Origin of the sequence: Geodermatophilus chilensis (genome assembly GCF_002802985.1) — a bacterium.
Lineage (GTDB): Bacteria > Actinomycetota > Actinomycetes > Mycobacteriales > Geodermatophilaceae > Geodermatophilus > Geodermatophilus chilensis.
This window is the reverse complement of sequence record NZ_NVPT01000034.1, coordinates 1-22,941: the sequence shown is the minus strand read 5'-3', so window position 1 is coordinate 22,941 and position 22,941 is coordinate 1. Positions and strand designations below refer to the sequence as shown.

Below are 22,941 nucleotides of genomic sequence, written 5' to 3'. Positions count from 1 at the left end.
GGTCGGCGCCCCAGCACAGCGACTCCAGGGAGAACCATGAGCACCATCGCCGACGTGGACGGTCTCGAGATCACCGGACCGATCGAGGACCGGTTCGACGAGGTCCTCACCCCCCGGGCGCTCGAGCTCGTCGCCCTCCTCCACCGCGAGCTCAACGGCCGGCGGCTCGAGCTGCTCGCCGCCCGGAAGGAGCGGGTCCGCGCGCTGGCCGACGGCGCCAGCCTGGGCTTCCTCGAGGAGACCCGGTCGATCCGCGAGGACGACTCCTGGCAGGTGGCCCCGCCCGCGCCCGGCCTGGTCGACCGCCGGGTCGAGATGACCGGCCCCACCGACCGGAAGATGACGATCAACGCGCTCAACTCCGGCGCGAAGTGCTGGCTGGCCGATCAGGAGGACGCGAACTCCCCGCTGTGGACCAACGTCGTCAACGGCCCGCTCAACCTGATGGACTCCATCGACGGCACGCTCCAGTTCACCAGCCCGGAGGGCAAGGAGTACCGGGTCCGCGACGACGTGGAGCTGCCCACGATCATCGTGCGCCCGCGCGGCTGGCACCTGCCCGAGAAGCACATCACCGTCGACGGCGAGCAGACCTCCGGCAGCCTGGTCGACTTCGCGCTGTACCTGGCCAGCTGTGGCCAGAAGCAGATCGACCGCGGCCAGGGCCCGTACTTCTACCTGCCGAAGATGGAGAGCCACCTCGAGGCGCGGCTCTGGAACGACGCCTTCAACCTGGCGCAGGACCAGCTGGGCATCCCCCGCGGCACCATCCGCGCCACCGTGCTCATCGAGACCTACCCCGCGGCGTTCGAGATGGAGGAGATCCTCTACGAGCTCCGCGACCACTCCGCAGGCCTCAACGCCGGCCGCTGGGACTACATGTTCAGCGTCGTCAAGACGTTCCGGACCCGGGGCGAGGAGTTCCTCCTCCCCGACCGCAACTCGGTGACGATGACCGTCCCCTTCATGCGCGCCTACACCGAGCTGCTGGTGCGCACGTGCCACAAGCGCGGCGCGCACGCCATCGGCGGCATGGCGGCCTTCATCCCGTCCAAGGACCCGGCGGTCAACGAGCAGGCCTTCGCCAAGGTCCGGGCCGACAAGGAGCGCGAGGCCAACGACGGCTTCGACGGCTCGTGGGTCGCCCACCCCGGCATGGTGGAGCTCTGCAAGGAGGTCTTCACCGCCGTCCTCGGCGACCGCCCGAACCAGATCGACAAGAAGCGCGAGGACGTGCAGGTCACGGCCGACCAGCTGCTCGACGTCCGCTCCACCCCTGGGGACGTCACCGAGGCGGGGCTGCGCAGCAACATCAGCGTCGGCATCCAGTACATCGAGGCGTGGCTGCGCGGCTCCGGTGCCGTCGGCATCAACAACCTCATGGAGGACGCCGCCACCGCCGAGATCTCCCGCAGCCAGGTCTGGCAGTGGCTGCACAACGGGGTGCGGCTCTCGAACGGCGAGACGGTCACCCGCGAGCTGGTCGAGCGCATCACCGACGAGGAGATGACGGCCATCGCCGAGGCCCGCGGCGACTCCTTCGCCTCCGGCCGCTGGGACGACGCCCGCGCGCTGTTCCTGGAGATGGCGGTGTCCGACGAGTACAGCGACTTCCTGACCCTGCCGGCCTACGAGCGCATGCCGTGAGGACCCCATGACCGCCATCGCCGAGCCCGCACTGTCCGACCGCACCGCCACGCTGGCCGACCGGCTCCGCTCGGCGGTCGGCACCGAGCGGGTCCTGACCGACCGCACGCAGGTGCGCACCTACGAGTGCGACGGGCTGGCCAACTTCAAGGTCACCCCGGCGATCGTCGTGCTGGCCGAGAGCCGGCAGCACGTCGTCGACACCGTCCGGCTCTGCTCCGAGGCCGGCGTCCCCTTCGTGGCGCGCGGCTCGGGTACCGGCCTGTCCGGTGGCGCGCTGCCCAGCGCCGACGGCGTCCTGCTCGTGTTGTCGCGGCTGCGCCGGCTCTCCCCGGTGGACGCCGACAACCGCCAGGTCACCGTCGAGCCCGGGGTCATCAACCTGTGGGTGACCCGCGACGCGGCGCCCCACGACCTGGCCTACGCGCCCGACCCGTCGTCCCAGCTGGTCTGCTCGATCGGCGGGAACGTGGCCGAGAACGCCGGTGGCGCCCACTGCCTGAAGTACGGCTTCACCGTCAACCACGTGCTCGGCGCCGAGGTGGTGCTGCCGGACGACGAGGTCGTGCACCTCGGCGGGCGCGCCCCCGAGCACCCCGGCTACGACCTGCTGGGCGCGTTCATCGGCAGCGAGGGCACCCTCGGCGTGGCCACCGAGCTGACCCTGCGGCTGATCCGGGTGCCGGAGGCGGTGCAGACCATGCTGGTGGGCTACCACTCGGTCGAGGACGCGGCCGGCACGGTCAGCGACATCATCGCGGCCGGGATCGTGCCGGCCGCGGTCGAGATGATGGACGCGCTGGCCATCCAGGCCGCCGAGGCCGCGGTGAGCTGCGGCTACCCCGAGGGCGCGGTCGCGGTGCTGGTCATCGAGCTCGACGGCCCGCAGGTCGAGGTCGAGGCGCAGTTCCGGCAGGTCGAGGAGATCGCCCGGGCCCGAAACGCCTTCGAGACCCGCATCGCGGCCGACGACGCCGAGCGGGCGCTGATGTGGAAGGGCCGCAAGTCGGCGTTCGCGGCGGTCGGCCGGATCAGCCCGAGCTACTTCGTGCAGGACGGCGTCATCCCCCGCACGAAGCTGCCCGAGGTGCTCGCCGAGATCGACCGCATGGCCGACGAGAAGGGCCTGCGGGTGGCCAACGTGTTCCACGCCGGCGACGGGAACCTGCACCCGCTCGTGCTCTTCGACGACGCGGTGGAGGGCCAGGCCCACGAGGCCGAGGAGCTGGCCGGCGCCATCCTGGAGCTCTGCGTCACCTCCGGTGGCTCCATCACCGGCGAGCACGGGGTGGGCAGCGAGAAGCGCATGAAGATGGCCAAGCAGTTCACGCCCGAGGACCTCGACACCATGCAGCTGCTGCGGTGCGCCTTCGACCCCGCCGGCATCGCCAACCCGGGCAAGGTCTTCCCGACCCCGCGGTTGTGCGGCGAGCGGCCCGGCGTCCGGAAGGGCGAGCACCCGGTGCAGGCGGCCGGCCTGGGCGAGGTCTTCTGATGACCGCTGCCACCGACACCCGCCGGGCCGGGGGCCCCGACGACGCGGTCAGCGGCGTCGTCCCCCGCGAGGTGGTCCGGCCGGCCACGGTCGACCAGGTCGCCGAGGTGCTGCGGGCCGCGGCGGCCGACGGGCGCACCGTCGTGCCGGTCGGCGGGCGCAGCAAGCTGACCTGGGCCGCGGCGCCGGAGTCCTGCGACCTGCTGCTCGACCTCACCGGCCTGGACCGGGTCGTCGAGCACGTGGCGGGCGACCTCACCGTCGTGGCCGAGGCGGGGGTGCGGCTGGCCGACCTGCAGGCGCAGGTCGGCCGGGCCGGCCAGCTGCTCGGCCTGGACCCGCCCGAGGACGGCGCCACGCTGGGCGGGGTGGTGAGCGCCAACGCGTCCGGACCGCGCCGGCTGCGGTACGGCACCACCCGCGACCTGCTGATCGGCATCACCGTCGTCCTCGCCGACGGCACCGTGGCGCACGCCGGCGGCAAGGTCGTCAAGAACGTCGCCGGGTACGACCTCGGCAAGTTGTTCACCGGGGCCCACGGGACCCTCGGCGCCGTCGTCTCCACCACCTGGCGGCTGCACCCGGTGCCGCCCGCGCGCCGGGTGGTCACGCTCGAGCTGCCCGACGCCGCGGCCGCCGGGCCGCTGTCGATCGCGCTGGCCCGGTCGACGCTCACGCCCTCGGCCGTGGAGCTCATCGGGCGCGCCGACGGCAGCGCACGGCTGGTCGTGCTGTTCGAGTCGATCGCGGAGTCGGTGGCCGGGCAGGCCCGGTCCGCCGTCGCCCTGCTCGGCGGCGGCGAGGAGTCCGAGGACCTGCCGGAGGACTTCGGCCGGCGGCCCGGCGGTGCAGACGACGTGCTGCTGCGGCTGGCCTACGCCCCGGCGGCGCTCTCGTCGGCGCTGGGCGCACTCCCCGCCGGCACGGCGGTGGCCGCGCACGCCGCCACCGGCGTGTCCTACGCGGCCGTCCCCGCCGGCGAGGCGGTCGACGCGCTGCCCCGGCTGCGCGCCGCGATCGCGCCGCACGACGGGACCGCGGTGGTCCTGCGCGCGCCCGACGCCGTCCGGGACCGCCTCGACCACTGGGGTCCGGTCGGTGACTCGCTCGACCTGATGCGGCGGGTCAAGGAGAGGTTCGACCCCGAGCGGCGGATGTCGCCGGGCCGGTTCGTCGGAGGGTTGTAGATGACGGAGATCACGCCGGGCAGCCACGGCCAGGGCGACGCGCCCCCGCCCGGGTCCCCGGGAGCCTCCCCGAACGTCGGCCCCGTGCGCGACTCGGTGGCCGACCTGCCGCCCGGGTCGCCCACCGGGGCCGCCCGGGCGACCGACGAGGCCCCCTCCGCGGTGGTCGGGGCGCGCCGCCCGCTCGACATCGGCCAGGACATCGACCTGCCGCCCGGCACCGGGGCCGCCACCGTGGGCACCCCGACCCTGCTGGGCCTGCCGCAGACCCGGCAGGTCGTGCAGCCGGCGTTCGACGAGCACCACCCGCCGGACCCGGCGCTCATCGGCGACTGCGTGCACTGCGGGTTCTGCCTGCCGACCTGCCCCACGTACGTGCTGTGGGGCGAGGAGATGGACAGTCCCCGCGGGCGCATCTACCTCATGAAGGAGGCGCTGGAGGGCGAGCCGCTCGACGAGTCGATGGTGCGGCACTTCGACCAGTGCCTGGGCTGCATGGCCTGCGTCACCGCGTGCCCGTCCGGCGTCCAGTACGACAAGCTCATCGAGGCCACCCGCCCGCAGATCGAGCGGCGGTACACGCGGTCACGGGCGGAGAAGCTCTACCGCGACCTCATCTACAACCTGTTCCCCTACCCCAAGCGGCTGCGTGCGCTGCGCGGGCCGCTGCGGGCCTACCAGGCCAGTCGGCTCGGCAGCCTGCTGACCCGCGCGGGCCTGATGCGCAAGCTGCCGGCACCGCTGCAGGCGATGGAGTCCCTCGCGCCGAAGCTGGGCCCGGTGGAGCGCGTCCCCGAGCGGACGCCGGCCGTGGGCCAGCGGCGGGCGGTCGTCGGGCTGCTGGCCGGCTGCGTACAGGGCACCTTCTTCCCGGACGTGAACGCCGCGACCGTGCGGGTCCTGGCCGCCGAGGGCTGCGACGTCATCGTGCCGCGGAGCCAGGGCTGCTGCGGGGCCCTGCCCGGCCACGGCGGCCGGGAGGAGCAGGCCCTCGACTTCGCCAAGCGGACGATCGAGACCTTCGAGCGGGCCGGCGTCGACTACGTCGTCGTGAACGCGGCCGGCTGCGGCTCGAACATCAAGGAGTACGGGCACCAGCTGCGCGACGAGCCGGAGTGGGCGGCGCGCGCCGAGGCGCTGGCCGAGAGGTCCCGGGACATCAGCGAGTTCATCGTCGAGCTCGGACCGGTAGCCGAGCGGCACCCGCTGCCCATGACGGTGGCCTACCAGGACGCCTGCCACCTCGCCCACGCGCAGGGCATCCGCGAGGAACCGCGGAAGGTGCTGCGTGGGATCCCGGGCATCGAGCTCAAGGCGATCGCCGAGGCGGAGCTCTGCTGCGGCAGCGCCGGCACCTACAACATGCTGCAGCCGGAACCGGCCCGGGAGCTGGGAGAGCGCAAGGCCGCCGCCGTGCTCGCCACCGGCGCGGACCTGATGGTCACCGCCAACCCCGGCTGCTGGATGCAGGTGGCGACGACGCTGGCCCGCATGGGGAAGCGGATGCCGGTCGCGCACACGGTCCAGGTGCTGGACGCCTCGATCCGCGGGGTGCCCGTCGAGGACCTGCTCGAGCGGGCGCTCAACGGCCCCGGCACCGCCCTGGCCCGGACCTCCGCCGCGGCGCGGTGACCACCCCCGTCTGATCCGTGCACCGCGTGCGGGGACACCCGTACGGCCCCACCGCGCAGTCCGCCCCACCCCAGTCAGCCGAACGAGAGGCGTCACCGTGGACAACCTCGCCGTCCTGAGTCTGCTTGCACTCCTGCCGATCCTCGTGGTGGGCGTACTCCTGGCGGGCTTGCGATGGCCCGCTAAACGGGCGATGCCGGTCGGGTTCGTCGTCGTGGTCCTGGTGGCCCTGCTGGTGTGGGGCATGTCCCCGACGGCGATCGCCGCGTCGGCGATCCAGGGTCTGCTGGTCGCCCTCACCCTGCTCTACATCGTCTTCGGCGCTCTGCTGTTGCTCGAGACGCTGACCAAGAGCGGTGCGATGGCGACCATCCGGGCAGGCTTCACCAGCATCAGTCCGGACCGCCGGGTGCAGGCCATCATCGTGGGCTGGTTGTTCGGCAGCTTCATCGAGGGCGCGTCCGGGTTCGGCACACCGGCTGCGGTGGTGGCGCCGCTGATGCTGGCCCTGGGCTTCCCGGCGATGGCGGCGGTCATGGTCGGGCTGATCATCCAGAGCACCCCGGTGAGCTTCGGCGCGGTCGGCACGCCGATCCTCGTCGGTGTCAACGGCGGACTCAGCGGGGCGGGGCCGGTCGAGGAACGGCTCTCCGTGCTCGGGCTCGACATGCCCGCGTACCTGGAGGTCATCGGCCTGCGGGTCTCCCTGCTGCACGCGACCATCGGCACCCTGATCCCGCTGATCCTCGCCTGCATGCTCACGGGCTTCTTCGGCGAGCGGAAGCGGTTCGCCGACGGGCTGGCCATCGCTCCGTTCGCGCTGTTCGCCGCCTTCTCGATGACGGTGCCCTACGTGCTGGTCGCCTGGCTCCTCGGCCCGGAGTTCCCCTCGCTGCTCGGTGGGCTGATCGGCCTGGCGATCGTGATGTTCGCGTCCAGCCGTGGCTTCCTCATGCCGAAGAAGACCTGGGACTTCCCGGCGCGCGCCCACTGGCCCCGGCACTGGATGGGGACCATCTCGCCCGAGGACGAGGCGGACGTCGCCGAGCGCCGGATGAGCATCTGGCTGGCGTGGACGCCGTACGTCGTCGTCGCCGTCCTGCTGGTGATGACCCGCACCATCGACCCGATCACCACGTTCCTCACCAGTGGCTGGCGGGTGCTCGCCGTCACCGACATCCTCGGCGTGACCGGCGTCTCCCAGGGGCTGCAGTACCTCTACCTGCCGGGCTTCGTCTTCATCGCCACCTGCCTGGTGACCTACGGGCTGCACTGGATGAACGGGCGGCAGATCTCGTCGTCCTGGAAGGTGGCGAGCAGCCAGCTCGCCGGCGCGGCCGTCGCCCTCCTGTTCGCCCTGCCGCTGGTGCGGGTCTTCATCAACTCGGGCGAGCAGTTCAACGACTCCGGGCTGGCGTCGATGCCGCTGACGCTGGCCGAGGGGGCGGCCGCGCTCGCCGGCGACGCGTGGCCCGCGTTCGCCCCGTGGATCGGCGCGCTCGGCGCCTTCGTGGCCGGTAGCAACACGGTGAGCAACCTGATGTTCTCGCTGTTCCAGTTCTCCACCGCCGAGCAGATCGGCGTCGTCCCGGAGACCGTCGTCGCCACCCAGGCCGTCGGTGGGGCGGCCGGCAACATGATCACCGTGCACAACATCGTGGCCGCCTCGGCGACGGTCGGCCTGGTCGGTCGCGAGGGCGACCTGATCCGCAAGACGATCCTGCCGACGATCTACTACTGCCTGATGGCCGGCGGGCTCTCGCTGGTGGCCATCTACGGGTTCGGCGCGAACCTCAGCACGCTGTGGCTCGCGCTGCTGCTGGCTGCGCTCGTCGGCCTGATCCTGGCCATGCGTCGTTCGTCCGGGAAGCCGAACTCCGAGCTGGCCGACGTTGCAGCGGGCCCCGGCTCGGCCGGCCTCACGCGCGGCGGCGCCCCGGCCGACGGCCGTGAGCGGACCGACATGATCCCCGACCCGGGGAAGACGCCCGACGGCCGCTGAGGTGGGAGCTGACCGGCGGACCGGCTGACGAACGACGTCGCCCCCGTACCCGCTCGGGTACGGGGGCGCCGTCGTGTCGGGGCGTGCCGCGGGTCAGCGGCCGGTCTCGGCCTCGCGCGCCTCACCGAGCCGGTTGAGCCGGGCCAGCAGCTCGCCCAGCGTGGCGACGTCCTCCGCGGGCCAGTCCGCGAGGTCGGCCTCCCAGCGGGCCCGCCGGGCGTCCCGGATGCGGGACAGCCGGGCCGACCCCTCCGGGGAGGTGCTCAGCACCTGGGCGCGGCCGTCGGCCGGGTCGGCCTCGCGGGTGACCAGGCCCAGCGCGACCAGCGACGAGACCTGGCGGCTGACCGTGCTCTTGTCGAGTCCCAGCCGGCCGACCAGGTCGCTGGCCCGCAGCGGCCCGGTGTCCTGCAGCAGCGCCAGGAGCCCGTAGGCGGCGCCGTCCAGGTCCGGGTGCAGCTCCCGGGCCAGCCGGGAGGAGATGGCGCGGGATCGGCGCAGCAGCAGGCCGATCTCCCGCTCCACCCGTACGTAGGCCTCGTGCGCGTCCACCTGCGTCACCGCTCGTTCCGCGGCCGCCAGACCACCAGCGCCGAGGTCGAGGGCCGCAGCGGCACCAGGTCGCGCCCGTAGCCCGCGCGGACGGCGGACTCGGCCGCCATCGCCCGGCTCTCGGCGAGCTCGAGCTCGGTGAGCAGCTCCTGCACCCGCTCCTGCAGGGCCGCGACCTGTGACTCCAGGTCGATGATCCGCTTGATGCCGGCCAGGTTGACGCCGTCCTCCTGGGAGAGCCGCTGCACCTCGCGGAGCAGCGCGACGTCGCGCGGGCTGTACCGCCGGCCACCGCCGCGGGTCCGGCCGGGGCTGACCAGGCCCAGCCGGTCGTACTGGCGCAGCGTCTGCGCGTGCATGCCGGCCAGTTCGGCGGCGACCGAGATGACGAAGACCGGCGCGTCCTCGGCCACCGCGCGCCCGGCGTGGGTCTGCTCGCGGGAGCCGTCGGTGGGCAGACTCACCGGGCACCGCCCTGCTGCTGCACCGCGGCGGTGATCCGCGGCCGCGGGTCGCCGAGCTCGGCCTCGAGCACCTTGACGGCCTCCTCCGCGGCGGGCGTGAGCCGCTTGGGCACCGCCACCTCCACTGTCACCAGCAGGTCACCGGCGCGCCCCTTGCCGGGGACGCCGCGCCCGCGCACCCGCAGCGTCTGGCCGCTCGCCGTCCCCGCGGGCACCTTGAGCGTGACGTTGCCGTCCAGCGTGGGCACGGTCAGCGTCGCCCCGAGGGTGGCCTCGGCGAAGGTGATCGGCACGGTCAGCGTCAGGTCGTTGCCCTTGCGGCCGAACAGCTCGTGCTCGGACACGTGGACGACGACGAACAGGTCGCCGGCCGGGCCGCCCCGCCGCCCGGGTGCGCCCTTGCCGACCAGCCGGATGCGCTGCCCGTCCTTGACGCCGGGCGGGATCCGCACGGTGATCGTGCGGGTCTGGTTGGTGACGCCGTTGCCCGCGCAGGTCGGGCAGGGGTCGTCGACGACCTGGCCGGAGCCGCGGCAGTTGCGGCACGGCTCGGAGAAGGCGAACGCCCCCTGGCTGCGGCTGGTCACCCCGGCGCCCTGGCACACCGGGCAGGTGTGCGGGCTGGTGCCCGGGCGGGCGCCGGAGCCGGCGCAGGTCGGGCAGGTGCCGGGGCTCTGCATGCGCAGCGGCACCGTCACCCCGAGGACGGCCTCCTCGAACGAGAGGGTCGCCTCGGTCTCGACGTCCTGGCCGCGGGCCGGGCCGGACGCCGCCTGGCTGCGCGCCCGCGCCGAGCCGGCACCGGCCCCGCCGCTCCCGAAGAGGCCGCCGAACAGGTCACCGAGCCCGCCCGCACCGCCGGACCGCCCGCCCGCGGAGGCACCGAAGAGGTCGCCGAGGTCGAACGGCTGGCCGCCGCCGGCGCCACCCGGGAAGCCGCCGGGGAAACCGGCCCGCGCGCCCGCGCCGCCGGACCCGAACAGCCGTCGGGCCTCGTCGTACTCGGCCCGCCGCTTGGGGTCGGAGAGCACGTCGTAGGCCTCGGAGACCTCCTTGAACCGGGCCTCCGCCTCCGCGTTGCCCGGGTTCTTGTCCGGGTGCAGGTCGCGGGCCAGCTGGCGGTAGGCCTTCTTGACGGCCGCCGCGTCGGCGTCCTGGGCGACGCCCAGAGCGGCGTAGTAGTCCTTCTCGATGAAGTCCCGGGTGCTCATCGGGCGCCCCCTCTCCGGCTCAGTCGGCCGCCGGGCCCTCGCCCGGCTGCGCGGGGGTGGCGCCGTCGGTCGCGCCCTGGGCGGGTGCGGCCGCGACCGGGTGCTCCGGCTCGGTGACCGCGACCATCGCCGTCCGCAGCACGCGGTCGCCGCGGCGGAAGCCCTGCCGCAGCACCGTCGTCGCGGTCGGGACGTCGACCTCGGCCGAGGTGTCGTGCATGACGGCCTCGTGCAGCGCCGGGTCGAAGGGGTCGCCGGCCACGCCGAAGGCCTCGACGCCCAGGCCGTCGAGCACCCCCAGGACGCGGTCGGCCACGACCTTGAAGGCACCGGTCAGGTCGCCGTGGTCCCGGGCCCGCTCGATGTCGTCGACGATCGGGAACAGCCCTGCTGCGAACCGCTCGGCGGCCTGGTCGACCACGAGCTGACGGTCCCGGTCCACCCGCCGCCGGTAGTTCGCGTACTCGGCGGTGACCCGCTGGAGGTCCTCGGTCCGTTCCGCCAGCTGGCGCGACAGGTCGTCGTCCACCACCGTCGGCTGTCCGCCGTCGGCGGCGGCCTCGTGCTCGCTCATCTGCTCCCCTGCTGCTGGGTGTACGCCCGGGCGGGGGCCGGCCGGCTGCTCGCCGGCCGGCACCCGCACGGTGCCGCTGGTCGGGTCGATGCGCCGCTTGTCGCGAATGACGACCCGCGGCTCCTCTTCCCTCGGCTGTGTCATCGGTGACCTCCGCCGGCTCCGGTCACGAGGTCGGCGGAGGTCACCTCGACTCCCGTCGTCCTCATGCCCGCTTGTCGTTGTCCTCGTCGACGATCTCGGCGTCGACCACGTCGTCCGACGCGGTCGCACCGGTCGCGCCACCGGGCGCGCCGGCCTCGCCGGCGGCACCGCCACCCGCGGCCCCCGCTTCGGCCTGCTGGGCGTAGAGCGCCCCGCCGACCTCCTGGGAGACCCGGGCGACCTTCTCCTGGGCTGCCTTGATCGCCGCGATGTCCGAGCCGCCGAGGGCCGAGCGCAGCTCGGTGAGGGCCTCGCCGAGCTCCTCCTTCTTGTCGGCCGGGATCTTGTCACCGTTCTCGGCCAGGAACTTCTCGGTCTGGTACTGCAGCGACTCGGCGAGGTTGCGGGTCTCGGCCTCCTCGCGGCGGCGCCTGTCCTCCTCGGCGTGCGCCTCGGCGTCCTTCATCATCCGCTCGATGTCGTCCTTCGGGAGGGCCGAGCCACCGGTGATGGTCATCGACTGCTCCTTGCCCGTGCCGAGGTCCTTGGCGGACACGTGCACGATGCCGTTCGCGTCGATGTCGAAGGCCACCTCGATCTGCGGGACGCCACGCGGCGCCGGCGGCAGACCGGTCAGCTCGAACATGCCGAGCTTCTTGTTGTAGGCCGCCATCTCGCGCTCGCCCTGGAAGACCTGGATCTGCACGGACGGCTGGTTGTCGTCGGCCGTCGTGAAGATCTCCGACCGCTTGGTCGGGATCGTGGTGTTGCGCTCGATGAGCTTGGTCATGATCCCGCCCTTGGTCTCGATGCCGAGGGAGAGCGGGGTGACGTCGAGCAGCAGGACGTCCTTGACCTCACCGCGCAGGACGCCGGCCTGCAGGGCGGCGCCGATGGCGACGACCTCGTCGGGGTTGACGCCCTTGTTGGGCTCCTTGCCGCCGGTCAGCTCGCGCACCAGGTCGGTGACGGCCGGCATGCGGGTCGAGCCACCCACCAGGACGACGTGGTCGATCTCGCCGACGGAGATGCCGGCGTCGCGGATCGCCTGGTTGAACGGCGCGCGGGTGCGGTCGAGCAGGTCCTGGGTCAGCCGCTGGAACTCGGCACGGGTGATCGTGACGTCCAGGTGCAGCGGGCCCTCGGCGCCGGCGGTGATGTAGGGCAGGTTGACGTTGGTCGACTGCGCGCCGGACAGCTCGATCTTGGCCTTCTCGGCGGCCTCGCGGAGCCGCTGCATGGCCAGCTTGTCCTTGGACAGGTCGATGCCGGTCTGCGCGTTGAACGTCTGCACCAGGTGCTTGACGACCCGCTCGTCCCAGTCGTCACCACCGAGGTGGTTGTCACCCGCGGTGGCCTTCACCTCGATGACGCCCTCGCCGATCTCCAGCAGGGAGACGTCGAAGGTGCCACCGCCGAGGTCGAAGACCAGGATCGTCTGCTCGGTCTCGCCCTTGTCCAGCCCGTAGGCCAGCGCGGCCGCGGTCGGCTCGTTGACGATGCGCAGGACGTTGAGGCCCGCGATCTCACCGGCCTCCTTGGTGGCCTGGCGCTGGGCGTCCTCGAAGTAGGCGGGGACGGTGATGACGGCGTCCGTGACCGGCTCGCCCAGGTAGGTCTCGGCGTCCCGCTTCAGCTTCTGCAGGACGCGGGCGCTGATCTCCTGCGGGGTGTACTGCTTGCCGTCGATCTCGGCAGACTTCCAGTTCGTGCCCATCTCGCGCTTGACGCTGCGGATGGTGCGGTCGACGTTGGTGACCGCCTGGTTCTTCGCCGACTGGCCGACGAGGACCTCGCCGTTCTTGGCGAACGCGACGACCGACGGTGTGGTGCGCGAGCCCTCGGAGTTCGCGATGACCGTCGGCTCGCCGCCCTCGAGGACGGTGACGACGGAGTTGGTGGTGCCGAGGTCGATACCGACCGCTCGAGCCATGGAGCTGGCCTCTCTTCCGTGTGTTCCGGGGTGGTTCTGGTCCGTGTGCGGGGAGTCGGTGTCCGCCTTGCGCGGGGTCCACTCAACTTTCCTGCCCACCCTAACGGCACCCCAGCGAGAACTGTTCCCGGGTGTCGGGGTCTCTTCCCCGCCGTAGCCATCGGGCCCATTGGCCGCCGTCCGCGTGCCGCCCCGGCCACCTGTGACGGCCCGTGCGCGCTCAGGACGCGTGGTGGGCCGTCCTGAGCGCCGATGGCGCCACCGTCCACAGGACGACGACGTCTCCACAGCCGGCGCCGACGAACGCCTCGCACGCCAAGCCGGGCCGAGGCTGCCCGCATGCACCCCCTCCTGCACTCCCGGGCCGAGGCCCAACTCGGTCTCTTCACGGCCGCGGACGCCCTCACGGCCGGGTACGGGCACCCGGAGGTCCAGCGCCTGTGCCGCTCCGGCACCTGGCGACGACTGCGTCGCGGGGTCTACGTGACGGCATCGGACCTGGCAGCGGCCGAGGAGGCGGGTCGTCGCCACCGACTGGAGTGCCTGGCGGTCGTGCTCGCTCTCGGGCGCCCGACCACGGCGGTGAGCTCGGTCTCCGCCGCACGCCTGTGGGGCCTGCCGGTGCGCCGCGACCTGGCGCGCACGGTGCGGCTCACCGATCCCGCGGTGTGGCGTCGCGGCGAGGGCTACCGGGTCACGCGGGCGTCGATGAGCCCGGACGAGGTGGTCCGGGTCGGGCCCCTCCCCCTCACCGGCGTCGCGCGGACGCTGGTCGACTGCGCCCGGGAGTGGGACGAGGAGGACGCGGCCGTGGCCATGGACGCCGCGCTCCTCTCCCGACGCGTGTCGGCACGGGAACTCCTCGAGGCGGCCACGGCGGTGCATCGGTGGCCGGGCGGCGCGGCGGTCGCCCGCGCGGTCGAACTGGCCGACGGACGGGCCGAGTCACCACTGGAGACCCGCGGCCGGCTGCGCATCGTCGGAGCCGGCCTCCCGCGACCGGAGCTACAGGTGGAGATCCGCACGGACGGCCGGTTGGTCGCGGTGGTCGACGCCTGGTTCGACGAGGCGGCCGTCGCGGTGGAGTTCGACGGGCAGGTGAAGTACCGGGATCCCTGGCGGGATCGCACACCGGAGCAGGTGCTGTGGGACGAGAAGCGTCGCGAGGACGAGCTGCGCGCGCTCGACATCCGCGTCGTCCGGATCGCCGACGCCGACCTCGGCAGTCGCTGGCCGCGGGTCCAGGAGCGACTCACGCGCCTGGTGCACTCACCCGGGCCCGCGGACCGCCGTTTCACGGCCACGCCGCGACCGCACGGCCTCCTGCGGAGGGCCTGATCGCGCCCGTCGGCGCCTGGAACGCCGCACCACGCGTCACAGGCGACGACGACCTGTCCGAGGTCGGGCGAAACCAAGCGGCTGGGCGTGGCGTCGATGGGGTTACCGGCGAGTAGCCTGTGCGGCCGACAGCTATCGTCCGACGCGCGCGGGCGCCGGTGCCCACGCGCGGTCCGCTCGACGGCGGCGAGTCCACCCGCCGTCGTGGCGGGCGGGGGATCAACCGACGCCTCCTGGCGTCCGGGAGGGATGTTCGATGGGCCCCTTGCAGATCGTCCTGGGGACGATCAGCGTGCTCTTCCTGATCGTGTCGGTGGTGTTCGCCTACCGGGCGGTGCGGGCCATGGTCCGCATCATCAGGACCGGTCAGCCGGACAGCACCCGCACCGGCCCGATCGGCCCACGGCTGAAGACGCTGGTCGTGGAGTCGCTCGGGCACACCCGGATGCTCAAGTGGTCGTCGATCGGCGTCGCCCACTGGTTCGTGTTCCTGGGCTTCTACGGCCTGTTCCTCACCCTGGTCGAGGCCTTCGGCGAGGTCTGGAACCCGGCCTTCCACCTGCCGCTCGTCGGCGAGCTGGGCGTGTGGAACCTCTTCGCCGACGTCATCGGCACCGGCACGGTCCTCGGCATCCTGTACCTGATCTATCGGCGCCAGAAGGACCACCCGCGCCGCCAGGGCCGCACCAGCCGCTTCGCCGGCTCCAACGAGGGCCGCGGCTACTTCGTCGAGGCCGTCGTCCTCACCGTCGGCGTCGCCATCCTGCTGATCCGGGCGCTCAAGGTCTCCTCCGGCCTGACCGACGCCCCGGCCTGGTCGCATCCGGTCTCCGGCCTGCTGGCCACGATCCTGCCGGACAGCCCGGACCTGCTCTCGGTCGTCGCGTTCGTCAAGATCGTCGTCTCGCTGACCTGGCTGGTCGTGATCAGCCGGATCCTCAACATGGGCGTCGCCTGGCACCGGTTCAGCGCCTTCCCCAACATCTACTTCAAGCGCGAGGCGGACGGCGCCCCGGCGCTCGGCCCGCTGCAGCCGATGACCTCCGGTGGCGAGCCGATCGACTTCGAGGACCCCGACGAGGACGCCGTCTTCGGCCGCGGCAAGATCGAGGACTTCACCTGGAAGGGGATGCTCGACTTCACCACCTGCACCGAGTGCGGGCGGTGCCAGAGCCAGTGCCCGGCGTGGAACACGGGCAAGCCGCTCAGCCCCAAGATGGTGGTCATGGACCTGCGGGACCACCTGTACGCCAAGGCCCCGTACCTGCTCGGTGAGAAGACCGCGTCGGAGACCGCGCCGGACTACGACGTCCTCAAGCCCAGCGACGAACAGGTCTGGACGTCGGGCTACGCCCGCATCGAGGGCACCAACGACGCGCAGGCGCACCGCCCCCTGGTCGGCACCCTCGAGGAGGGCGGGGTCATCGACCCCGACGTGCTGTGGAGCTGCACGAGCTGCGGCGCCTGCGTCGAGCAGTGCCCGGTCGACATCGAGCACGTCGATCACATCATGGACATGCGCCGCTACCAGGTGCTGATCGAGTCCAGCTTCCCGTCCGAGGCCGGCGTGATGCTGCGCAACCTGGAGAACCGCGGCAACCCGTGGGGCGTCAGCCCGAGCACCCGCGAGGACTGGATGAAGGAGCTGGACTTCGAGGTCCGGCAGGCCGACGGCCCGCTGCCCCACGAGGTCGAGTACCTGTTCTGGGTCGGCTGCGCCGGCGCCATCGACGACCGCGCCAAGAAGGTCACCAAGGCCGTCGCGGAGCTGCTGCACACCGCCGGCGTCGAGTTCGCCGTCCTGGGCTCCGGGGAGACCTGCTCGGGCGACCCGGCCCGCCGCATGGGCAACGAGTTCGTCTTCCAGATGCTGGCCCAGGAGAACGTCGAGACCCTCAACGGCGTCTTCGAGGGCCGCGTGCCGGGGATGCGCAAGATCGTGACCACCTGCCCGCACTGCTTCAACTCGCTGGGCCGGGAGTACCCGCAGGTCGGCGGCGAGTACGAGGTCGTCCACCACACCCAGCTGCTCAACCAGCTGGTGGCCGACGGCCGGCTGACCCCGGTCACGCCGGTCGACCGCAAGGTCACCTACCACGACCCGTGCTTCCTCGGCCGGCACAACAAGGTCTACACGCCGCCGCGGGAGATCCTCGAGTCCGTCCAGGGCCTGTCCACGCAGGAGATGCACCGCTGCAAGGACCGCGGCTTCTGCTGCGGCGCCGGCGGCGCCCGCATGTGGATGGAGGAGAAGATCGGCAAGCGGATCAACATGGAGCGCACCGAGGAGGCGCTCGACCTCGACCCGGACGTCATCTCCACCGCGTGCCCGTTCTGCATCACGATGCTGTCCGACGCGCTGACGACGAAGAAGCAGAACGGCGAGGCCGGCGAGCACGTGGAGGTGCTCGACGTCAGCCAGATCCTGCTGCGCTCGCTCGCCCCGGTCGGCACGCCGGGCACCGAGCACGGCGCGGACGTCGGCACGAAGGACGACGACGTGGCCGGCACCGGCTCCGCGGCGACGGAGCACGGCGGACAGTAGGAGGACCCCCCTCGCCCCCCACCGCTCGCAGGCTCGCGGCGGGCCCCTGCGAGGGGGCCGACGGGCACCGGGAGCGGGCCGGACCACCGCGACGACGGCGCGTGTCCCTCCCCGGGGGCACGCGCCGTCGTCGTCCGCGGGCGGGTCCGCAGCCGGCCGGGTAGAACAGCCCGGTGCTGCTCCACCTGCGGGTCACCGTGCCACCGGACCGGACCAGCGAGGTCCTCGACCTCTTCGCCGGCTCGGCGGGCACGGCACACCTCGCCGTCCTGCCCGACGCCTCGGTCGCGCCGCGCGGTGACCTGGTGATGGCGGACGTGGCCCGCGAGTCCGCCGACGACCTCATCGCCGAGCTGCGCCGGCTGGACGTGCCTCGCGACGGCGGGGTCACCGTGGAGGCCGTCGACGCCGCGGTCTCCCACGCCGCCGAGCGGGCCGAGGCCCGCGCCCCCGGGGAGGGCGCCGACGCCGTCGTCTGGGAGCAGGTCGTGCGGACCACCGACGCCGACTCCGCGCTGTCGGCGTCCTACCTCGCCTTCCTGACCATCGCGACGCTGCTGGCCGCCGTCGAGATCGTCAACGACTCGGCGATCCTGGTCATCGGCGCGATGGTGCTCGGCCCGGAGTTCGCGCCGCTGGCAGCGCTCGCCGTCGCGGTGGTGCACGGCCGGCGGTCGATCGCCCGCCGGGCGGGGACCTCCCTGGTCGTCGGGTTCGCCGTCGCGATCGCGGTGACCACGCTCGCCGTGCTGGCCGGCCGAGCCCTGGGCTGGTTCGACACCGAGGTGCTCACCGCGGAACGGCCGGCGACCGGCTTCATCACCGCCCCCGACCGGTGGTCGCTGGTGGTGGCGGTGCTGGCCGGGGTCGCCGGCGTCCTGTCGCTCACCTCGGCCAAGAGCGGCGCGCTGGTGGGCGTCTTCATCTCCGTCACCACCGTCCCGGCCGCCGCCGACATGGCGGTCTCCCTCGCCCTCGGCGGCGGGGACGAGCTCGCCCGCGCCGCCACGCAGCTGGGCATCAACCTGGCCGGCATCCTCGCGGCGGCGACCGGGACGCTGGCCGTGCAGCGGGCGGTCTGGCGGCGGGTGCCGCGGGTGGTCCCCCGCGTCGTGGCGGTCGAGCGCGCCCCGCGCTGAGCCCGGCTCCCGGGCGGCCCGGGCCGGGGTGGACGATCGTCGGGTGTCCTGCAGCGGCGTCCCCGACCACCGCCGGGGCCTGCTGCTCGTCGGGACGGCGATCGTCCTCACCGGGCTGAACCTGCGGACGGCGGTCAACAGCGTCGGCCCGGTGCTGCAGGAGATCCAGTCCGGGCTGGGCATCTCCAGCGGCCTCACCGGGCTGGTGACCAGCCTGCCGGTGATCTGCTTCGCCGCCATCGGCTTCGCGGGGCCGCCGCTGACCGCGCGGTTCCGCGACGGGCACGTGCTGGCCGGTGCGCTGCTCGCGATGGCCGCGGGGCTGGTCCTGCGGGCGGTGGCCGGGGCGTTCTGGCTCTTCGTCGTCGGCACCGTGCTGGCGATGGTCGGCGGTGCCCTGGGCAACGTGCTGCTCCCCAGCCTGGTGAAGCGGTACTTCCCGTCGCGCACCGGGCTGCTCGTGGGCGCCTACAGCACCGCGATGTCCGCGGGTGGGGCGGTGGCCTCGGTGTCGGCCGCGCCGATCGCCCGGGCCGCCGGGGACGCCGGCTGGCGCTGGGCCCTCGCGATCTGGGCGGTGCCCGCGCTGGTGGCGGCGCTGCCGTGGCTGGCGGTGCGGCCCCGGGCGGGCGCCTCGCGCGCCACGCACGCGGCGCTGCCGATGCGCGCGCTGGTGCGCAGCCCCACGGCCGTCACCCTGGCGGCCTTCTTCGGCTTCCAGGCGATGCAGGCCTACGTCATCCTCGGCTGGACGGCGCAGTACCTGCGCGACTCCGGGCTCGACGCCGCGACCGCCGGCCTGCTGCTCGGGGTGAACACCGTGGTCGTCGTGCCGCTCAACGCCGTCGTCCCGCCGCTGGCGGTGCGCCCGCGCCTGCAGCGGCCGCTGCTGGCCCTCTTCGCCGCCTGCTACGTCGCCGGCTGGCTGGGGCTGCTGCTGGCCCCGCGGACGGTGCCGTGGCTGTGGATGAGCCTGCTCGCCGTCGGCATGAGCACCTTCGCGATGGGGCTCGCGCTCATCGGCCTGCGCGCCCGCACGCCGGAGACCACCGCGGCCCTGTCCACCGTCGTCCAGGGGTGGGGGTACGTGCTCGCCGGGGCCGGGCCGCTGCTGGTCGGCGTCCTGCTCGGCGCCACCGGCAGCTACGCCGGCATGTTCGTCCTCGCGCTCACCGGCGTCGCCGCGTTGACGGTCACCGGCTGGCTGGCCACCCGGGAGCGCTTCGTGGACGACGAGGTGGCCGCCCGGGCCGCGGCCGCGGCGGTCAGGGAGCCGGACGCCGCGTCTCGGCGCGGGTGAAGTTGCGGAACGACCGCGAGGGCGTCGGGCCGCGCTGGTCCTGGTAACGGGAGCCGTAGACCGCCGAACCGTACGGGTGCTCGGCCGGGGTGGTCAGCCGGAACAGGCACAGCTGGCCGATCTTCATGCCCGGCCACAGCGTGATCGGCAGGTTGGCCACGTTGGACAGCTCGAGCGTGATGTGCCCGGAGAAGCCCGGGTCGACGAAGCCGGCCGTCGAGTGGGTCAACAACCCGAGACGCCCTAGACTCGATTTCCCCTCGAGGCGGGCTGCGACGTCGTCGGGGATGCTGACGACCTCGAGCGTGGAGCCGAGCACGAACTCGCCCGGGTGCAGCACGAACGGCTCGTCGCCGTCGGGCTCGACCAGCGTGGTCAGGTCGTCCTGCTGCTGCGCGGGGTCGATGTGGGTGTAGCGCGCGTTGTTGAAGACCCGGAAGAAGCGGTCCAGCCGGACGTCGATGCTCGAGGGCTGCACCAGCGCCCGGTCGTAGGGCTCGATGCCCAGACGGCCCTCGGCGATGGCAGCCGTGATGTCGCGGTCGGACAGCAGCATGCGGCGGAGTCTAGGGACCACACCCGCACACCCCTCCGGGGCGAGCGGCGGCACGCCACCGCCAAGGCCGCCGTGGCCGCCTCCTCCCGGCTGCTCGACGAGCAGGTCGCCGCGCACGCGGGCTCGTACGAGGAGTTCATCTGGTCGGTCATCGCGCGAGAGGAGCGCTGAGGTGGGCATCCGCAGACGGACCGAGGCGGACGGCGCAGCGACGCCGAGGAGCTGGCGGTCTACCGCGAGTTCGTGCAGCAGCTGACCCGGACCTGCCAGGCGGCCGCCCGGGGCGACCTGGAGGCCCGCAGCCGCCCGACGACCGGCGTGGCCGACGTGCCGGAGCTGCAGGCGCTCAACGACGCGGTCAACAGCATGCTCGACGTCTCCGACGCCTTCGTGCGCGAGGCCTCGGCCGCGCTGACCTCCGCGGCGGCCAGCCGGTTCCACCGCTCGGTGCTGCTCGGCGGCCTGGCCGGCGCCTACCGCGGGGAGCCGCCGACATCAACGCCGCGCGCGACGCCATGCAGGCGACCGCGGGCCGGGTCACCGAGGCCAACAGCGCCCGGCTGCGGCTGGCCGACGAGTTCGAGACCGTCGTCCTCTCCACCTCCGAGCAGGTGGCGACGGCGTCGACGGAGATGAGCGCCTCGGCGGCCGGGCTGACCAGCGCGGCCTCCGCGGCCAGCGCCCAGGCCACCTCCGCCCAGGAGACGATGAGCGCGCTGACCCGCTCGGCGGCCGAGATCCGCGACGTGATCGCGCTGATCGACGCCGTCGCGGCCCAGACCCGGTTGCTGGCGCTCAACGCCACCATCGAGACCGCCCGCGCCGGCGAGGCGGGCAAGGGCTTCGCCGTCGTGGCCTCCGAGGTCAAGGACCTCGCCGACCAGACCGGCCGCGCGACCGAGCGGGTGACCACCCAGGTCGAGCAGATCCGGGCCGCCTGCGAGGAGGTCGCCACGGTCATGACGCGGGTCGGGACGACGGTCACCGAGATGAACGGCGTGGTGGACGGCATCGCGGCCGCGGTCGACGGCTCGGCGTCCCTGGGCCCCGGCGGTCAGGACGTCACCGGGCTGTCCCAGCCGGCCGAGCGGCTGCGCTCGGAGGCGACCGGCTTCCTCGGGGCGATGCGCCGCTGACCCCGGGGTACCGTTCGGTCCCGGTACGCGGCTCAGGCCGGTACCGGGACCGACGCGTGTCCGGGCCGCGTCGGGAGGGGCAGGGGACCGACACGGGAGGTGCGCCGGTACGTGAGCACAGGCGCCCGCCCGTCCCCGGCCCCCGCGGACGACGAGCTCTTCGGTGACGGCGGCGAGAACGGCCGGCTGATGGCCGCCTTCGACTGGTCCGCCACGCCGGTGGGCCCGGTCGAGGACTGGCCGGCCAGCCTGCGGCACGCCGTCCGCACGGTGCTGGTCTCCCGCTTCCCGATGATCCTGGCCTGGGGTCCGGGCTACACGCAGTTCTACAACGACGCCTACGCGACGCTGATCGGCACCAAGCACCCCGGCGCGATCGGCGACGACCTGCGGGTGACCCTCGCCGAGGGCTGGACGGCGCTGCAGGAGCCGGTGGAGCACGCCATGGCCGCCCGCGAGGCGTCCTGGATCCCGCAGCTGCTCCTGCTCCTCGAGCGCGCCGGATACCGCGAGGAGACCTACTTCACCGTCTCCCACGCGCCCGCCTACGGCGACGACGGCCGGGTCGCCGGCATGCACGCGGTCTGCACCGAGGTGACCCGGCAGGTGCTGGCCGAGCGCCGGCAGCGACTGCTGCACGACGTCGCGACCTCGACCGGTGAGCTGGTCGACGAGGCCGCGACGGTGGCGGCGATGACCGCCGCGCTGGCCGGCGACCCCCTCGACGTGCCGTTCGACGCCGTCTACCTCGCCACACCCGGCACGCCCGGGCTGCACCGCGCCGCGGTGACCGGGTGCGCGGCCGGGCAGCTGCCCGAGGTCGCCGGCTCGCCCGACGAGCTGCTGCCGGGCCCCGTCGCCGGCCTGGGGGTCAGCGGCGGGCCGTTCGGCGACGCGGTCACCGAGGCCGTCGTCCTGCCCCTCGGCAGTCCGGACGGCGACGGCGTGGGCGCGCTGGTGGTGGGCGTGAACCCCAACCGCGCGCTGGACGACGAGTACCGCTCCTTCCACGAGCTGCTGGCCGGCCAGTTCGCGGCCGCGGTCGGCAACGCCCGCGCCTACGCCGAGGAACGCGCCCGGGCCGAGGCGCTGGCCGAGCTGGACCGGGCCAAGACGGCGTTCTTCGCCAACGTCAGCCACGAGCTGCGCACCCCGCTCACCCTGCTGATCGGGCCGATCGCCGACACCCTCGCCGAGCACGGGGCCGCGCTGCCCGACGGCGTCCGCGAGTCGCTGACCCTGGCCCTGCGCAACGGCCAGCGCCTGCAGCGGCTGGTCAACGACCTGCTGGAGTTCGTCAGCATCGAGGCCGGCCGGGCGTCGGCGGTGCGGGTGGAGACCGACGTCGCCGCCTTCACCGCCGAGCTGGCCGGGGTGCTGCGGGCCGCCGCCGAGCGCGCGGGCCTGCGGCTCACCGTCGACTGCCCGCCGCTGGGCCGGCCCGCTCACGTCGACCCGCGGATGTGGGAGAAGATCGTCCTCAACCTGGTCGCCAACGCGGTGAAGTACACCTTCGTCGGCGACATCGACGTCACGCTGCGGGCCGACGGCGACGACCTGGTGCTCACCGTCGCCGACACCGGCGTGGGCATCCGCGCCACGGAGTTGCCGCACCTGTTCGAGCGCTTCCACCGCGGCGCGGGCACCGCCGCGCGCAGCCGGGAGGGCAGCGGGCTGGGCCTGGCCCTCGTGAGCGAGCTGGTCACCCTGCACGGCGGCGAGGTCGGCGCCACCAGCGAGCCCGGTGCCGGCAGCACCTTCACGGTGCGGGTGCCCTTCGGCGCGCCCGACGCCCAGGCCGGTGCCCCCGCCGTCCCGTCGGCGTCCTCGCGCGGCGGGGTGGTCACCCCGTGGGACGACGTCCCCGGCGGTGCGGCCCCGCGGACGCCGGCCAGCAGCCCGGGCACGAGCGTGCTGGTCGTCGACGACAACGCCGACATGCGCGCCTACCTGACCCGGCTGCTGTCCCCGGTCTGGATGGTACGGACGGCCACCAACGGTCAGGAGGCGCTGGAGAGCGTCGCGGCCGCGCGACCCGACGTCGTCGTGACCGACGTGATGATGCCCGGGCTCGACGGCTTCGGCC

General features: G+C 73.5%; 18 protein-coding genes. 12 read left to right on the top strand and 6 right to left on the bottom strand.

The features are described 5' to 3' along the window. The first annotated feature begins 36 nt into the window (after positions 1 to 36). The 5 genes from aceB (at position 37) to CNO22_RS07940 (ending at position 7,963) form a co-directional block, all read left to right on the top strand. Positions 37 to 1,647, top strand: coding sequence for a malate synthase A (gene aceB / locus CNO22_RS07960; RefSeq protein ID WP_100498854.1), 1,611 nt, complete (start codon positions 37 to 39; stop codon positions 1,645 to 1,647). Between the two features lie 7 nt (positions 1,648 to 1,654). Then, a complete protein-coding gene (locus tag CNO22_RS07955; protein WP_100498853.1) occupies positions 1,655 to 3,142 on the top strand; it encodes an FAD-linked oxidase C-terminal domain-containing protein in 1,488 nt (495 codons plus the stop codon). Beyond that, positions 3,142 to 4,329: an FAD-binding oxidoreductase gene (locus tag CNO22_RS07950; RefSeq protein ID WP_100498852.1), complete on the top strand. Its 1,188-nt coding sequence runs from the start codon at positions 3,142 to 3,144 to the stop codon at positions 4,327 to 4,329. The genes CNO22_RS07955 and CNO22_RS07950 overlap by 1 nt, the downstream gene beginning before the upstream one ends. Then, on the top strand, positions 4,330 to 5,961 hold the full coding sequence (gene glcF, locus CNO22_RS07945) for a glycolate oxidase subunit GlcF (protein ID WP_198588179.1): 1,632 nt from the start codon (positions 4,330 to 4,332) through the stop codon (positions 5,959 to 5,961). Positions 5,962 to 6,058: 97 nt separating this feature from the next. Beyond that, on the top strand, positions 6,059 to 7,963 hold the full coding sequence (locus CNO22_RS07940; RefSeq protein WP_100498851.1) for an L-lactate permease: 1,905 nt from the start codon (positions 6,059 to 6,061) through the stop codon (positions 7,961 to 7,963). 93 nt (positions 7,964 to 8,056) lie between these two features. Here CNO22_RS07940 and CNO22_RS07935 read toward each other — a convergent pair whose 3' ends face one another. From CNO22_RS07935 to dnaK, 5 genes are all read right to left on the bottom strand, one after another. After that, positions 8,057 to 8,524, bottom strand: coding sequence for a MarR family winged helix-turn-helix transcriptional regulator (locus tag CNO22_RS07935; protein WP_100498850.1), 468 nt, complete (start codon positions 8,522 to 8,524; stop codon positions 8,057 to 8,059). Further along, a complete protein-coding gene (locus tag CNO22_RS07930; RefSeq protein WP_100498849.1) occupies positions 8,521 to 8,979 on the bottom strand; it encodes a heat shock protein transcriptional repressor HspR in 459 nt (152 codons plus the stop codon). Before CNO22_RS07930 ends, CNO22_RS07935 begins: the two co-directional genes overlap by 4 nt. Further along, positions 8,976 to 10,190, bottom strand: a complete 1,215-nt coding sequence (dnaJ, locus tag CNO22_RS07925; RefSeq protein WP_100498848.1) for a molecular chaperone DnaJ — start codon at positions 10,188 to 10,190, stop codon at positions 8,976 to 8,978. Before dnaJ ends, CNO22_RS07930 begins: the two co-directional genes overlap by 4 nt. A 19-nt stretch (positions 10,191 to 10,209) precedes the next feature. Beyond that, the gene (gene grpE, locus CNO22_RS07920) at positions 10,210 to 10,908 is read right to left on the bottom strand and encodes a nucleotide exchange factor GrpE (RefSeq protein WP_100498847.1); all 699 of its coding nucleotides are present in this window, start codon (positions 10,906 to 10,908) and stop codon (positions 10,210 to 10,212) included. A gap of 61 nt (positions 10,909 to 10,969) precedes the next feature. Next, on the bottom strand, positions 10,970 to 12,841 hold the full coding sequence (dnaK, locus tag CNO22_RS07915; protein WP_100498846.1) for a molecular chaperone DnaK: 1,872 nt from the start codon (positions 12,839 to 12,841) through the stop codon (positions 10,970 to 10,972). A 339-nt stretch (positions 12,842 to 13,180) separates the two neighbouring features. Here dnaK and CNO22_RS07910 point away from each other — a divergent pair, with 339 nt between their 5' ends. From CNO22_RS07910 to CNO22_RS07895, 4 genes are all read left to right on the top strand, one after another. Further along, the gene (locus CNO22_RS07910) at positions 13,181 to 14,179 is read left to right on the top strand and encodes a type IV toxin-antitoxin system AbiEi family antitoxin domain-containing protein (protein WP_100498845.1); all 999 of its coding nucleotides are present in this window, start codon (positions 13,181 to 13,183) and stop codon (positions 14,177 to 14,179) included. 256 nt (positions 14,180 to 14,435) lie between these two features. Further along, complete coding sequence (locus tag CNO22_RS07905; RefSeq protein ID WP_100498844.1) at positions 14,436 to 16,724, top strand: (Fe-S)-binding protein; 2,289 nt, start codon at positions 14,436 to 14,438, stop codon at positions 16,722 to 16,724. A gap of 173 nt (positions 16,725 to 16,897) precedes the next feature. Further along, complete coding sequence (locus CNO22_RS07900) at positions 16,898 to 17,863, top strand: DUF389 domain-containing protein (RefSeq protein WP_198588178.1); 966 nt, start codon at positions 16,898 to 16,900, stop codon at positions 17,861 to 17,863. 43 nt (positions 17,864 to 17,906) lie between these two features. Next, entirely contained in the window at positions 17,907 to 19,163 is a 1,257-nt protein-coding gene (locus CNO22_RS07895; protein WP_100498843.1) for an MFS transporter, read from the top strand. On the opposite strand, the gene dcd is transcribed toward CNO22_RS07895, so the two are convergent. Then, a complete protein-coding gene (gene dcd / locus CNO22_RS07890) occupies positions 19,129 to 19,719 on the bottom strand; it encodes a dCTP deaminase (RefSeq protein WP_100498842.1) in 591 nt (196 codons plus the stop codon). The genes CNO22_RS07895 and dcd overlap by 35 nt on opposite strands. 243 nt (positions 19,720 to 19,962) lie before the next feature. Here dcd and CNO22_RS28925 point away from each other — a divergent pair, with 243 nt between their 5' ends. The 3 genes from CNO22_RS28925 to CNO22_RS07880 all read left to right on the top strand — a co-directional run. Beyond that, positions 19,963 to 20,355: a hypothetical protein gene (locus CNO22_RS28925; RefSeq protein WP_232806880.1), complete on the top strand. Its 393-nt coding sequence runs from the start codon at positions 19,963 to 19,965 to the stop codon at positions 20,353 to 20,355. Further along, positions 20,352 to 20,855: a methyl-accepting chemotaxis protein gene (locus tag CNO22_RS07885; RefSeq protein WP_269799572.1), complete on the top strand. Its 504-nt coding sequence runs from the start codon at positions 20,352 to 20,354 to the stop codon at positions 20,853 to 20,855. Before CNO22_RS28925 ends, CNO22_RS07885 begins: the two co-directional genes overlap by 4 nt. A 111-nt stretch (positions 20,856 to 20,966) precedes the next feature. After that, a partial coding sequence (locus CNO22_RS07880) for a hybrid sensor histidine kinase/response regulator (RefSeq protein ID WP_100498840.1) occupies positions 20,967 to 22,941 on the top strand: 1,975 nt, incomplete at its 3' end.

Excerpts from the sequence above, each read along its gene's own strand:
- glcF (WP_198588179.1), top strand. The coding sequence starts at position 4,330 with ATGACGGAGATCACGCCGGGCAGCCACGGCCAGGGCGACGCGCCCCCG.
- CNO22_RS07885 (WP_269799572.1), top strand. The coding sequence starts at position 20,352 with ATGAGCGCCTCGGCGGCCGGGCTGACCAGCGCGGCCTCCGCGGCCAGC.
- dnaJ (WP_100498848.1), bottom strand. The coding sequence starts at position 10,190 with ATGAGCACCCGGGACTTCATCGAGAAGGACTACTACGCCGCTCTGGGC.
- CNO22_RS07905 (WP_100498844.1), top strand. The coding sequence starts at position 14,436 with ATGGGCCCCTTGCAGATCGTCCTGGGGACGATCAGCGTGCTCTTCCTG.
- dcd (WP_100498842.1), bottom strand. The coding sequence starts at position 19,719 with ATGCTGCTGTCCGACCGCGACATCACGGCTGCCATCGCCGAGGGCCGT.
- CNO22_RS07955 (WP_100498853.1), top strand. The coding sequence starts at position 1,655 with ATGACCGCCATCGCCGAGCCCGCACTGTCCGACCGCACCGCCACGCTG.
- CNO22_RS07950 (WP_100498852.1), top strand. The coding sequence starts at position 3,142 with ATGACCGCTGCCACCGACACCCGCCGGGCCGGGGGCCCCGACGACGCG.
- dnaK (WP_100498846.1), bottom strand. The coding sequence starts at position 12,841 with ATGGCTCGAGCGGTCGGTATCGACCTCGGCACCACCAACTCCGTCGTC.
- grpE (WP_100498847.1), bottom strand. The coding sequence starts at position 10,908 with ATGACACAGCCGAGGGAAGAGGAGCCGCGGGTCGTCATTCGCGACAAG.
- CNO22_RS07910 (WP_100498845.1), top strand. The coding sequence starts at position 13,181 with ATGCACCCCCTCCTGCACTCCCGGGCCGAGGCCCAACTCGGTCTCTTC.
- aceB (WP_100498854.1), top strand. The coding sequence starts at position 37 with ATGAGCACCATCGCCGACGTGGACGGTCTCGAGATCACCGGACCGATC.